This window comes from Litorihabitans aurantiacus, from assembly GCF_030161595.1.
GTDB lineage: Bacteria > Actinomycetota > Actinomycetes > Actinomycetales > Beutenbergiaceae > Litorihabitans > Litorihabitans aurantiacus.
On sequence record NZ_BSUM01000001.1, the window covers coordinates 2188506 to 2201110 of the forward strand.

Sequence of the window (12605 nt, forward strand, 5' to 3'; positions counted from 1 at the left end):
CACCACCAGGACCAGGAGGCACCCCATGAGAACCATCTACCGCACTGCCGCCGCAGCCGCTCTCGCCCTCGGGTTCCTCGGCACGACGGCGGCCACGGCACCGCCCGCCGAGGCGGCACAGTACACGGCGCGCTTCACCACCTACCAGGGCTGCATGGACGGCATGTACCGCTGGCTCTCCGCCCGGAACATCAACGTGGGCTACTCCTGCGCCCCCGTGCGGATCCCCGGCACGAACCAGTTCTGGTACCTCGGGGCCAGCAACCCCTACAAGACCATCTGAGTCACGCGCCCATCACGCCGTCGTCGATGACGGCGCGACGGCACGAGGCTGGACGCGACGAGGCCGGACCGCTCGCAGTGCGAGCGGTCCGGCCTCGTGACGTGCGGGGAGGTCGGCTCAGCCGACGACGCCCGTGAGAGCTTCCTTGAGCGCCGAGGCCTCGTCGGCCTTGAGCTCGACGACCAGACGGCCCCCGCCCTCGAGCGGCACGCGCATCACGATGCCGCGCCCCTCCTTGGTGACCTCGAGAGGTCCGTCACCCGTCCTGGGCTTCATCGCGGCCATCGTTGCGGATCCCTCCGTCGTCGTCGGCGTACCTGCTGGTCAGCCGTTGCAGGCGGCGACCCGGCGGTCACCACTGGCACGCCCATTGTATGACAAGGGGGTGGCCCGCCGCCGGGCGGCGGCCCTACTCGGCCCCCTCGGCGGCCGCCTCGCTCGTCGCCTCGCGCTCCTGGCGGGCCAGTTCGGCCGCCGCCCGCGTGACCAGCCGGACCGCCTCGGCCGGGTCGTCCACCACCTGCAGGAGGTCGACGTCGTGGGTCCCCACCAGACCCCGCTCGCGCAGCGTGGAGCGCAGCCAGTCGATGAGCCCGGACCAGAACGCCGTGCCGACCAGCACGATCGGGAACTGCCGCACCTTGCCCGTCTGCACCAGCGTGATCGCCTCGAACAGCTCGTCCAGCGTCCCGAAACCGCCCGGCAGGACGATGAACCCCGAGGCGTACTTGACGAACATCGTCTTGCGCACGAAGAAGTAGCGGAAGTTGACGCCGAGGTCGACGTAGGGGTTCATCCCCTGCTCGAACGGCAGCTCGATCCCGAGTCCGACAGACACACCACCGGCCTCGTGCGCACCCTTGTTGGCAGCCTCCATCAGACCCGGCCCGCCGCCCGTGATGACGGCGTAGCCCGCGTCCACCAGCTCACGTGCCACGGCCTCACCCAGCGCCCACTCCGGGTCGCCCTCGCGGATGCGTGCCGAACCGAAGACGCTCACCGCGGGCCCGAGGTCGGCCAGCGCGCCGAACCCCTCGACGAACTCCGACTGGATGCGCAGCACGCGCCACGGGTCGGAGTGCACCCAGGCGCCGTCGTCGGTCCCGAGCAGGCGCTCGTCGGTGGTGGTGGCGGGCACGAGCTGACCGCGCAGCGTCACCGGCCCGCGCTGGTGGGTCGGGCGGTCGACGGCGGGGTCCGCGGTGCGGTCGGTCGTGTGGTTGGTGGTGTGGTCCGTCATGGATTCGGCCTTCCGTCGGCGGTGGCGGTCGTGGTCGTGGGATCGGGGGCGTCGGGCGGCTCGGGTCAGGGCGCGAGCCACGCCCGGAGCGCATCGGCCACGGCGGCGATCTGCGCCGTCGGGACCCGCTCGTCGTCGGCGTGGGCGAGGCTCGGGTCGCCGGGACCGAAGTTGACGGCCGGGACCCCGAGCGCGGAGAAGCGGGCGACGTCGGTCCAGCCGTACTTGGGGTTGATCTGCGCGCCGGTGGCCGCGGTGGCGGCCGCGACGAAGGCGGCGGCCACCGGGTGGTCCAGGCCGGGGCGCGCGCCCTCGGCGACGTCGGTGACCGTCACGGTCGCGTCCGGGAGCGCCGCGAGCGCGTCGGCGAGCACCTCGCGGACGTACGCCTCGGCCTGCGCGGCGTCGCGCGAGGGTGCGAAGCGGTAGTTCACGGTGACGACGGCGTCGTCGGGGATCATGTTCCCCGCGATCCCGCCGCGGACGCCGACGGCGTTCAGCCCCTCGCGGTAGTCGAGCCCGTCGACCGTGACCGTCTCGCTCGTGTGTGCGGCCAGCGCCGTCAGCACGGGCGCGAGGTCGTGGATCGCGTTGTGGCCGCGCCACGCGCGCGCCGAGTGGGCGGTGCAGCCGGGCGTGCGCACGTCCAGCCGCATCGTGCCGTTGCAGCCGCCCTCGACGTGGCCGGAGGTCGGCTCGCCGAGGATGGCGAAGTCGGCGGCGAGCCACGCGGGGTGGTTTCGCGCGATCCGTCCGAGCCCGTTCTTCGCCGCCTCGACCTCCTCGTGGTCGTAGAAGGCGTAGGTGACGTCGACGGCGGGGTCCGCGACCGCGGCCGCGAGGTGGAGCGCGACGGCGACGCCGCCCTTCATGTCGACCGTGCCGCGGCCCCACAGGACCTCGCCGTCGACCTCGTCGGTGCGCAGCTGCGTGGGCAGGTTGCCCTGGACCGGGACGGTGTCGAGGTGCCCGGCGATCACGACGCGGCTCGCGCGAGCGCGGTTCGTGCGCGCGAGGACGGCGTCGCCGTCGCGCAGGACCTCGAGGTGGGGCATGGCCCGCAGGGCGTGCTCGACGGCGTCGGCGATCGCGCGCTCCTCGCCGCTGACCGAGGCGATGTCGCACAGCACGCGCGTCAGCGTGACCGGGTCGGTGGTGGCGAGGTCGGGCAGGGCGCGCGCGGGCTGACTCACCCGACGACCTTACGTGCCGATCTGCCCCAGGTGGACGGTCTCGCCGCGCCAGAGCCGCCGGAGCCAGCGGTCGTGCGAGGCCACCACGACGGCGCCCGGCCAGTCCTCGAGCGCGGCCACCAGCTCGTCCACCAGGGTGAGCGACAGGTGGTTGGTCGGCTCGTCGAGCAGCAGCACGTCCGGTGCCTGCGCCAGCAGCATCGCGAGCACCACGCGGCGTCGGGTGCCGACCGAGAGGTCGGCCACGGGGCGGGCGAGGTCGCGCGGCGCGAGGAGGCCGGACGCGTCGACGTGCGCGCCGTCGTCAGCCTCGCCCGAGCCACCGTGCACGAGCGCCAGCAGCTCGCGCGGCGTGCGGTGCTCGCCCGCCAGGGCGAGGTCCTGCTCGAGCAGACCCACGCGCACGCCGGCCATCGTGCCCACGGTGCCGCGCGAGGGCGCCAGATCACCCGCCAGCACGTGCAGGAGCGTCGACTTCCCCGCACCGTTCGCCCCGGTCAGCAGCGTGCGGGACCCGGCGGTCACCTCGATCCTGCGCACCTGCGAGCCCGGCGCGGCGAGGTCGAGCCGGCCGGGCACGACGACGTCGCGCGCCCAGGCGAGCAGCGCACCCGGCCGGTGGCCGTGGGCACGCGTGGTCGGGGCACCGCCGCGGATCGTCAGGCGCAGCGGGGGCCGCGGCTTGCGGACCTGGGTGCGCTCGAGCTCGGCCAGGCGGGTGGCGGCGTCACGCACGCGGCGGGAGACGGTGCGCTCCACACGGGCACCCTTGAACCTGGTGATGAACTTGTCGTTGTCCGTCGGCCCCCGCCCGTGGGCGACCTGGCGCGCGGTCGTGGCGACGGCGTCGCGCAACCGCGCCAGCTCCTCCTGCTCCGCGGCGTGGCGCTCCTCCCACGCCTCCCGGGCCGCCGCCGCGGCCACGAGGTGGTCGCTGAAGGAGCCGCGGGTCAGCGTCAGGCCGGTGCTCTCCCCGACCGGGGTCGCGCGGGGGTCGAGATCGGCGACGTGGGTGGCGACGTCGTCGAGGAACGCGCGGTCGTGGCTCGCCATGAGCACCGCGCCCGGGTGCGCACGCAGGACGCTCGCGAGGTAGTCGGTGGCGTCGTCGTCGAGGTGGTTGGTGGGCTCGTCGAGGACGAGCGCGGTCGGGCGTCGGACCAGGAGCGAGGCGAGGTGCAGGCGCGTGCGCAGGCCGCCGGAGAGGGTGCCCACGGTGCGGGCGGGATCCTCGAGCACCGCGCCGAGCCCGAGGCCGCCGAGCACCTGGGCGACGCGGGTGCCCGCGTCCCACACCTGCGCGGCCTCGGCCGCGGCGAGCGCGCGGGCGTAGCGGTCCTCGGCGCGCTCGCCGGCCGCGGGCGAGGCCGCACCCGCGAGCGCCCGGGCCGCCGCGTCGAGCTCCTGCTCGATCGCGCGCACGGCGGCGAGGGCGTCCTCGAGCACCACCGCGGCCGCCGTGCCGTCGGGATAGGGCAGCTCCTGGGCGAGGAGGCCGAGGTCCGCGGGACGCTCGACGGTGCCGCGGTCCGGGGTCAGGTCGCCGGCGAGGATCCGCAGGAGCGTGGACTTGCCCGAGCCGTTCTCCCCGACGAGACCCGTGCGGTGACCGGGGTCGACCTGGAGGGTGACGTCGGTCAGGACGGGGTGGGTGGCGCCGTCGCCCGGGTAGGCGAAGGAGACGCCGCGCAGGGCGAGGACGGGGGTGCCGGGGTGCCGGGGGTGGACGGGTGGAGCGGGGTGCGGTGCTGACACGGGGACCTGCCGGAGGGTCGAGGAGGCGCGCGGACGCGGGGCGGGTCAGATCAGCACGGGACCAGGTTAGGAGGGCGGCGGATCGCCGTCGAGCGAATTCCCCGGGGTGCGCCGCGCGGCTCGTTCCCGCGGCGTCTCGGCGCGCTCAGTCGGTGACGGGCGCGTGCAGGCGCCGGGCGCCCTCCGCGATCGAGCCGGAGAGCGAGGGGTAGATCGTCATCGCGCTGGCCAGCTGGTCCACCGTCACACGGCTCGCGACGGCGAGCGTCAGCACGTGGATCAGCTCGCTCGCGCGCGGCGCGACCACCACGCCGCCGAGCACCGAGCCCGAGCCCTCGCGCGAGATCACCTTCACGAAGCCCTCGTGGATGCCCAGCATCTTCGCGCGCGGGTTCCGCGCGAGCGGCACGGTGGTCACGCGGCCCTCGTGCGCGGCGGCGTCGACCTCGCTGACCCCGACCGTCGCGATCTCGGGCGAGGTGAAGACCGTCGCCGGGACGCGGCGCACGTCCAGCGGCGCGACGGCGTCGCCCAGCGCGTGCCACATCGCGATGCGGCCCTGGGTCGCCGCGACCGACGCGAGCGGGAGCACACCCGTGACGTCACCTGCCGCGTAGACGCCGCGGACGGTCGTGCGGGAGACGCGGTCGACCGTGATGTGACCGGTGTCCGTGGTCGCGACGCCGGCGCCCGCGAGCCCCAGCCCCTCGGTGTTCGGGATGCCGCCCACCGCGAGCAGGCAGTGCGACCCCGTCACCTCGCGGCCGTCGGTGAGCGTGACGACCACCTCGTCGCCGCGCCGCACCACCCCGGCCGCGCGGGAGCGCGAGAGCACCTCCATGCCGCCGCGGCGGAAGGCGTTCTCGACCAGCTCGGCGGCGTCGGCGTCCTCGCCCGGCAGCACGCGCTCCCGGCTGGAGATCAGCACGACGTCGACGCCGAGCGCGCTGAACGCACCGGCGAACTCGGCCCCGGTCACGCCGGACCCGACCACCACGAGCCGCTGGGGCAGCTCCGCGAGGGAGTAGACCTGCGTCCAGGTGAGGATGCGCTCGCCGTCGGGCACCGCCGTCGGGAGCTCGCGCGGGGTCGCACCCGTCGCGAGGAGGACGACGTCGGCCGGCAGCTCCTGCTCGCCGTCCTCCCCCGTGACCTCGACCGTGTCGGACGCCGCGAGGCGCCCCGTGCCCTCGACGATCCGCACCCCCTCGCGCTCGAGGTTGGCCCGGATGTCGCGGCTCTGCTGCTGCGCGAGCGCCACGACGCGTGCGTTCACCTCGCCGAGATCGACCTGGAGGGAGGCGTCACGCCCCTCGGGTGCGCGGATCCCCAGCTCCCCCGCGGCCGCGACCATGGCGCGCCACTCCGCCGTCGCGATGAGGGTCTTGGAGGGGACGACGTCGGTGAGCACCGCGGCCCCACCCAGGCCCTGCCGCTCCACCAGCGTCACGTCCGCCTTGAGCTGCGCCGCCACGAGCGCGGCCTCGTAGCCGCCGGGGCCGCCGCCGACGATCACCACCTGGCTGCCGAGCCGGGTCGACGAGGCGCCGCGCTTGGCGTCGGGCGCCTTGCCCGGTCCGTTCGCGGCGCTCGTGGCGGCCAAGCCGTCGGGTGCGGGGGTGCTGGCGGAGGTCGCGGGCGGCGTCGGGGACGTCATACCTCCATTGTGTCGCCTCGCCGCCCCGCGACGGTTACCGTGCACCAGTGACTGCACCGATCCTCGACATCGACGACCCCGCCACCGACCCCTTCGCCGTCGCGCAGGAGGCCGCAGCGCAGCTGGCGCGGGCCACCGGCGTCGCGCGCCACGACGTCGCCCTCGTGCTCGGATCGGGCTGGGGCGGCGCGGCCGACCTGCTCGGCGAGACCGTCGCCGAGGTCCCCGCCCACGAGATCACCGGCTTCAGCGCGCCCGCCGTCGCCGGCCACGGCGCGACCATCCGCTCGATCCGGCTCGCGGACCGCGAGGAGGGCGACGGCGAGCCCCGCCACGCGCTCGTCCTCGGCTCGCGCACGCATTACTACGAGAACAAGGGCGTCCGCCGGGTCGCGCACGGGGTGCGCACCGCGGCGGCCGCGGGTGCGCGCACGGTCGTCCTGACCAACGGGTGCGGCGGTCTCGTGCCCGAGTGGGCGCCCGGGACCCCCGTGCTCATCAGCGACCACATCAACCTCACCGCCGCCTCGCCGCTCGAGGGTGCGACGTTCGTCGACCTGACCGACCTGTACTCCTCCCGGCTGCGCGACCTCGCCCGCACGGTCGACGACTCCCTCGCCGAGGGCGTGTACGTCCAGTTCCGCGGGCCGCACTACGAGACGCCGGCCGAGGTCCGGATGGCCGGGGTGCTCGGCGGGCACCTGGTCGGGATGAGCACGTCGCTCGAGGCGATCGCGGCGCGCCAGGCCGGTCTGGAGATCCTCGGCCTCTCGCTCGTGACGAACGCCGCCGCCGGCATCTCGCCGGATCCGCTCTCGCACGAGGAGGTCATCGAGGCCGGTCGCGCCGCCGGGCCCCGCATCAGCGCGCTGCTGGCCGCGATCGTCGGGAAGCTGTGATGGTCGCCCAGGCCGTTCTCGCCCGGGCGCGCGCGTGGGTGCTGGACGACCCGGACGAGGCCACCGCGGCCGAGGTCACCGCGCTGTGCGCCGCCGCGGAGCAGGGCGACGACGCCGCCGCCGCCGAGCTCGGCGACCGGTTCGCCGGCACGCTGCAGTTCGGTACGGCCGGTCTGCGCGGCGTCATCGGCGGCGGGAGCAACCGGATGAACCGCGCCGTCGTGCTGCGCGCGGCGGCCGGACTCACGGCCTACCTGACGCGGACTCTCGCCGAGCAGGGGGCGGAGCGCCCCCGCGTCGTCATCGGCTACGACGCGCGCCACTACAGCAGCGTCTTCGCGCACGACACGGCCGCCGTCGTCACCGCCGCCGGGGGCGAGGCGCTCCTCATGCCGCAGGAGTGGCCGACGCCGGTGCTCGCCTTCGCGGTGCGCCACCTGGACGCCGACGCCGGCGTCATGGTCACCGCCTCGCACAACCCGGCGGCCGACAACGGCTACAAGGTCTACCTCGGCGGCCGGGTCGTGACCGACTCCGGCCAGGGCGCCCAGATCGTGCCGCCCTACGACGCCGCCATCGCCGCCGAGATCGCCGCCGTGAAGCAGGTGGCGGACATCGCGCGCGCGCCCGGCGGCTGGCGCGTGCTGGACGACGACGTGCACACCGCCTACCTCGCGGCCCTCGCCGAGCAGCCCGCGCACCCGGGGGTCGGGTCGCTGCGCGTGGTGACGACGGCGATGCACGGTGTCGGCGGCGCGACCCTCACCAGCGCGCTCGTGGCCGCCGGCGTCACCGACCTGCACACCGTGCCGGAGCAGGCCGAGCCCGACCCCGCGTTCCCGACCGTCGCGTTCCCGAACCCGGAGGAGCCGGGGGCGATGGACCTGGCGGTGCAGCTGGCGGGCGGCCTCGAGGCAAACGTGATCATCGCCGTCGACCCCGACGCCGACCGGTGCGCGGTCGCGATCCCCGCACCCGGGCACGACGGCGGGTGGCGGCGCCTCAGCGGCGACGAGACCGGGGCGCTGCTGGGCGAGCACGTGGCGAGCGGCGTGACGCAACCGGGCGCCGTGCTCGCGAGCTCGATCGTGTCCTCGCGCCAGCTCGCCTCGATCGCGCGCGCCCACGGTCTGCGCCACCGCGCGACGCTCACGGGCTTCAAGTGGATCTCCCGCGTGCCCGACCTCGCGTTCGGGTACGAGGAGGCGCTCGGGTACTGCGTGCTGCCGGCCGCGGTGCGGGACAAGGACGGGATCTCGGCCGCGCTCGCCGTCGTGAACCTGCTCGCCGCCGCGCGGGAGCGGGGAAGTGACCTCCAGGGTGAGCTGGACGCGCTCGCGCTGCGCGACGGCCTGGTCGCGACGGCGCCGGTGACGGTGCGCGTGACCGACCTCGCGCTCATCGGCGAGGCGATGGCGCGCCTGCGCACCGCTCCCCCGGCCGCGCTGGGCGGCAGCGAGGTGACGCGCGTCGTCGACCTCACGGGTGGGCTCGAGGTGCCGGACCCCGACGGCCTCAACGGCGGCGCCTACACCGTGCCGGGAACCGACGGGCTCCTGCTGGAGACGGCCGACGGCTCGCGCGTGATCGTCCGGCCGAGCGGGACGGAGCCGAAGCTCAAGGCCTACCTCGAGGTGCAGGTGGCCGTGGCCGACGCCGAGGCTCTTCCGGCGGCGCGGGCGACGGCGCAGGAGCGGCTCGCGGCGATCGTGGCCGACGTGCGGAGCGCGACCGGGATGTAGCGACGCCGTCCGGGCGGTGGACGACGGCGGCGGCGCTCCTGAGGGAGCGCCGCCGTTCGCGTCGATGGGCTTCGGCGGCGATGCAGCCCCCATGGCCCTCGCTGACGACGGCAACCCCCTCGCCCACGACGGCACACCTCCTCCGCCCCGGCGTCCCTCGCTCACAGCGGCTGAGTCTCGCTCTCAGCGGCTGGTGGCGACGTGCGCCGACAGCTTACGACATCGCCGCAGGTCAGAGGCGTGAAGCCGGTGACCGCACTGCCACCAGCCGCTCTCAGCGAGACGCAGCCGCTCCGAGCGAGGGGGCCGTCAGGCTGACGGAACGCCGTCGTTGGCAAGCGGGTTGCCGTCGTCAGCAAGGGGGTTGCCGTCCTCAGCGAGGGGGTTGCCGTCCTCAGCGAGGCGTCGCCGCCCCGCCGGCCCGCCTCAGCCCTGCGCGCGCGCCGCCTCGTACCCGGGCAGGATCTGCTCGGCGACGATGCGCTCGAGCACGTCGCGGTGCGCGAAACCCGCGAAGGCCGCCAGGAGCGTGGCCTGCTCCAGGTCGTCGAGGTTCCAGTCGGCCTCGGCGGCCAGGAGCGTGAACTCCCTGCTCATCGACGTGGCCGACATGAGACGGTTGTCGGTGTTGATCGTGACGGCGAAGCCGAGGTCGCGCAAGAACGTGATCGGGTGCTGGGAGATCGTCCCGGCGATCCCGGTCTGCAGGTTCGAGGACGGCGCGACCTCGAGCGGGATCTGGCGGTCCAGCACCCACTGCGCGAGGCGACCGAGCTGCGCGCGGTCCGCCGCGTCGACGTCGGCACCCTCGCCACGGACCACGTCCTCGACCAGGCGGACGCCGTGGCCGAGCCGCAGGGTGCCCTGCTGCACCGCGTCGTGGACCGAGGAGGCGCCGTCGGCCTCACCGGCGTGGATGGTGAAGGGGAAGTTCTCCCGGCGCAGCTCCGCGAACGCGGCGGCCTGGTTCGAGGCCGGGAAGCCGAGCTCCGCGCCGGCGATGTCGAAGCCGACCACACCGCGGTCGCGGTTCGCCAGGGCCAGCTCCGCGATCTCGACGCCGCGGTCGGCGTGCCGCATCGCCGTGATGAGCGTGCCGATCGTGATCGTGTGCCCGGCCTCGGCGGCCTCGGCGACGCCGTCGTCGAACCCCTGCTGGACGGCGTCGACGACCTCCTGGAGCGTGAGCCCCCGCTGCAGGTGCTGCTCGGGCGCGTAGCGCTGCTCCGCATACACGACGCCGTCGGCGGCGAGGTCGACCGCGGCGTCGCGAGCCACGCGGCGCAGCCCCTCCACCGTCTGCATCACGGCGATCGTGTGGTCGAACGTCTCGAGGTAGCGCACGAGCGACCCCGAGTCGGCCGCCGTGACGAACCACTCCGCCAGCGCGTCCGGCTCGGTCGCCGGCAGCTCGTGACCGACATCGGCGGCGAGCTCGATGAGCGTGGTGGGGCGCAGGCCACCGTCGAGGTGGTCGTGCAGGAGCACCTTCGGGAGACCGGCGATCATCGCCTCGGTCAGGGCGGGCGGGGCGTCGAGGTGCTCGTCGGTGGTCATGGGAGCAACGGTATCGCCGGGCACGTCACCGGCCGAACCCTCCGCGGTCCGCAGGCCTCACCCGCCGTAGGCCGACCGCGGCAGCACCGCCCACACCACGTGGCTCCAGCCACCCAGCGCCGCGTGCGGCCGCCGTCGTGCGAGCAGCGCCTCGATCGCGACGGCGTGCACCCGGCCCCGCGACGGTTCGTACAGCCGCAGCTCACCGGCCACGGGTCGTGCGCCCGGCACCGCGAGCACGACGTGGCGCGGAATCGCGGTCGTGACCCCCTGGGCGACGTTCCCGCCCGTGTACAGCGGCACGGGGATCCCGAGCGAGGTCGCGCGCCACACCGTCTCGAGCACGGCTCGCGTGCGTGCCACCTCGGCGTCGTGCACCGCCGTGTGCGTCCAGGTCACGCCGCGGAACCGGGCCTCGCGGACGGCGGTCCAGGGCGGGGTGCCGACAGCGCCCGGCCAGCGCAGCGGCCCGAGCGCCCGCGCCCGTGCCCGCACCGAGACGAGTCGCTGCGCCACGGCGAGACGGCCGGCGACGTCGGGCGTCGCGAGCTCGTCGCGGGAGGCACGGGTGAGCTCCGGAGGCGGCGTGGGTCCGACGCGCACCCCCGTCGTCAGCCACGCGGCCAGCGCCGGGTCACCCGCAGCGGCCAGCAGGAGCAGCGCCGTCGCACCGCAGGTCGACGGCGTGGTCTGGGCCACGACCGCCCCCGACCACCGCACCAGGCCCGTGCGCCCACCCCGCAGCGGTGCGTGGGCGAGGCGCTTCTGCGCCGGCGTGAGGTCGACCTCCTGGCCAGCCGCCCGACGTCGTGCGGCGGACGGGTGACCGCGTCGGGGTCGGGCGCGTCTCGCTCCCCCAGCCCGGCCGCGGCCAGCACCGGCCGCGCGGCGGTCAGGGTCCACTCGTGCCGGCTCACGCCCCCACGCTACGTCGGGCCGCGGGCACAACCCGCCCCGTCAGTCGTGGGCGGTGATGCGCTCCAGCACCACGCCGTCGGCCGAGGCGGGCCGCGACCCCTCCGGCGCGATCACGACGGCGTCGGCCAGCGCCTCGCGGGCTCGCACGAACCGCTCGGGCGTGTCGGTCAGGAGCGTCATCAGCGGCTCGCCCGCTCGCACGACCGCACCCGGCTTCGCGTGCATCACGACGCCGGCGCCCGCCTGCACGACGTCCTCGCGCCGCGCGCGGCCGGCGCCGAGACGCCAGGCGGCGACGCCGACGGCGAGCGCGTCCAGTCCGACGAGCACGCCGTCGGCCGGCGCGAGCACCTGCTCGGACTCCTTCGCCACCGGCATCGCGGCGTCGGGATCGCCGCCCTGCGCGCGGATCATGCGCTTCCAGACGTCCATCGCCCGGCCGTCCGCCAGCGCGGCCGCGGGGTCGGCGTCGGGCCGTCCCGCGGCGTCGAGCATCTCCCGCGCGAGGGCGATCGTGAGGTCGACGACGTCGGCCGGCCCGCCGCCCGCCAGCACCTCGACGCTCTCGGCGACCTCGATCGCGTTGCCCGCCGTCAGGCCCAGCGGCGTCGACATGTCGGTCAGCAGGGCGCGCGTGTCCACCCCGGCGTCGTGCCCGAGCGCGACCATGGTGCGCGCGAGCTCGCGCGCCTGCGCCGCGTCCTTCATGAAAGCGCCGGAGCCGACCTTCACGTCGAGCACGAGCGCGGCGGTGCCCTCGGCGATCTTCTTGCTCATGATCGAGGAGGCGATGAGCGGGATGGCCTCGACCGTGCCCGTGACGTCGCGCAGCGCGTACAACCGACGGTCGGCCGGCGCCAGGCCCGACCCGGCCTGGCAGATGACGGCGCCGACGTCGTCGAGCTGCGCCATCATCGCCTCGTTGGTCATGGCCGCCTGCCAGCCGGGGATCGCCTCGAGCTTGTCCAGCGTGCCTCCGGTGTGGCCGAGACCGCGCCCCGACAGCTGCGGGACGGCGACGTCGAACACCGCGACCAGCGGCGCGAGCGGCAGCGTGATCTTGTCCCCGACGCCGCCCGTGGAGTGCTTGTCCACCGTCGGGTGACGCAGCGACGAGAAGTCCATCCGCTCGCCGCTCGCGATCATCGCCGCGGTCCAGCGGGAGATCTCGGCGCGGTCCATGCCGCGCAGCAGGATCGCCATCGCGAGGGCGGACATCTGCTCCTCGGCGACGACGCCGCGCACGTAGGCGTCGATCACCCAGTCGATCTGGCCCGCGGACAGCGTGCCGCCGTCGCGCTTGGTGCGGATGACGTCGACGGCGTCGAAGTTCTCGGTCACGGGGTGCTCCTCCGTCGGAG

The 12605-nt window shown here is 75.2% G+C and carries 11 protein-coding genes; 3 read left to right on the forward strand and 8 right to left on the reverse strand.

The features are described 5' to 3' along the window. Positions 1-25: 25 nt before the first annotated feature. Positions 26-283, forward strand: a complete 258-nt coding sequence (locus tag QQK22_RS10365; protein WP_284250855.1) for a hypothetical protein — start codon at positions 26-28, stop codon at positions 281-283. A gap of 117 nt (positions 284-400) precedes the next feature. Here the strand turns inward: QQK22_RS10365 and QQK22_RS10370 are convergent, their stop codons facing one another. The 5 genes from QQK22_RS10370 to QQK22_RS10390 all read right to left on the reverse strand — a co-directional run bounded on the left by QQK22_RS10370 (position 401) and on the right by QQK22_RS10390 (position 6128). Continuing rightward, a complete protein-coding gene (locus QQK22_RS10370) occupies positions 401-568 on the reverse strand; it encodes a DUF3117 domain-containing protein (RefSeq protein ID WP_284250856.1) in 168 nt (55 codons plus the stop codon). Between the two features lie 124 nt (positions 569-692). After that, a complete protein-coding gene (locus tag QQK22_RS10375) occupies positions 693-1523 on the reverse strand; it encodes an LOG family protein (RefSeq protein ID WP_284250857.1) in 831 nt (276 codons plus the stop codon). 65 nt (positions 1524-1588) lie between these two features. Further along, positions 1589-2716 (reverse strand): succinyl-diaminopimelate desuccinylase, encoded by a 1128-nt coding sequence (gene dapE / locus QQK22_RS10380; RefSeq protein ID WP_284250858.1) that lies wholly within the window; start codon positions 2714-2716, stop codon positions 1589-1591. Between the two features lie 9 nt (positions 2717-2725). Then, on the reverse strand, positions 2726-4471 hold the full coding sequence (locus QQK22_RS10385; protein WP_284250859.1) for an ABC-F family ATP-binding cassette domain-containing protein: 1746 nt from the start codon (positions 4469-4471) through the stop codon (positions 2726-2728). Between the two features lie 145 nt (positions 4472-4616). Beyond that, positions 4617-6128 (reverse strand): NAD(P)H-quinone dehydrogenase, encoded by a 1512-nt coding sequence (locus QQK22_RS10390; RefSeq protein ID WP_284250860.1) that lies wholly within the window; start codon positions 6126-6128, stop codon positions 4617-4619. A 47-nt stretch (positions 6129-6175) separates the two neighbouring features. Here QQK22_RS10390 and QQK22_RS10395 point away from each other — a divergent pair, with 47 nt between their 5' ends. Both QQK22_RS10395 and QQK22_RS10400 read left to right on the forward strand, forming a co-directional pair. Next, positions 6176-7027, forward strand: a complete 852-nt coding sequence (locus tag QQK22_RS10395; RefSeq protein ID WP_284250861.1) for a purine-nucleoside phosphorylase — start codon at positions 6176-6178, stop codon at positions 7025-7027. Continuing rightward, positions 7027-8769 carry a phospho-sugar mutase gene (locus QQK22_RS10400; protein WP_284250862.1) on the forward strand — a complete coding sequence of 581 codons (1743 nt, stop codon included), beginning with the start codon at positions 7027-7029 and terminating at the stop codon, positions 8767-8769. The genes QQK22_RS10395 and QQK22_RS10400 overlap by 1 nt, the downstream gene beginning before the upstream one ends. Positions 8770-9195: 426 nt before the next feature. On the opposite strand, the gene QQK22_RS10405 is transcribed toward QQK22_RS10400, so the two are convergent. The 3 genes from QQK22_RS10405 to QQK22_RS10415 form a co-directional block, all read right to left on the reverse strand. Continuing rightward, positions 9196-10326, reverse strand: coding sequence for an adenosine deaminase (locus QQK22_RS10405; protein ID WP_284250863.1), 1131 nt, complete (start codon positions 10324-10326; stop codon positions 9196-9198). A 57-nt stretch (positions 10327-10383) separates the two neighbouring features. Beyond that, complete coding sequence (locus QQK22_RS10410) at positions 10384-11025, reverse strand: hypothetical protein (protein WP_284250864.1); 642 nt, start codon at positions 11023-11025, stop codon at positions 10384-10386. A gap of 258 nt (positions 11026-11283) precedes the next feature. Continuing rightward, on the reverse strand, positions 11284-12585 hold the full coding sequence (locus tag QQK22_RS10415; RefSeq protein ID WP_284250865.1) for a thymidine phosphorylase: 1302 nt from the start codon (positions 12583-12585) through the stop codon (positions 11284-11286). Positions 12586-12605 lie beyond the last annotated feature (20 nt).

Excerpts from the sequence above, each read along its gene's own strand:
- QQK22_RS10365 (WP_284250855.1), top strand. The coding sequence starts at position 26 with ATGAGAACCATCTACCGCACTGCCGCCGCAGCCGCTCTCGCCCTCGGG.
- QQK22_RS10370 (WP_284250856.1), bottom strand. The coding sequence starts at position 568 with ATGGCCGCGATGAAGCCCAGGACGGGTGACGGACCTCTCGAGGTCACC.
- QQK22_RS10375 (WP_284250857.1), bottom strand. The coding sequence starts at position 1,523 with ATGACGGACCACACCACCAACCACACGACCGACCGCACCGCGGACCCC.
- QQK22_RS10390 (WP_284250860.1), bottom strand. The coding sequence starts at position 6,128 with ATGACGTCCCCGACGCCGCCCGCGACCTCCGCCAGCACCCCCGCACCC.
- QQK22_RS10400 (WP_284250862.1), top strand. The coding sequence starts at position 7,027 with ATGGTCGCCCAGGCCGTTCTCGCCCGGGCGCGCGCGTGGGTGCTGGAC.
- QQK22_RS10405 (WP_284250863.1), bottom strand. The coding sequence starts at position 10,326 with ATGACCACCGACGAGCACCTCGACGCCCCGCCCGCCCTGACCGAGGCG.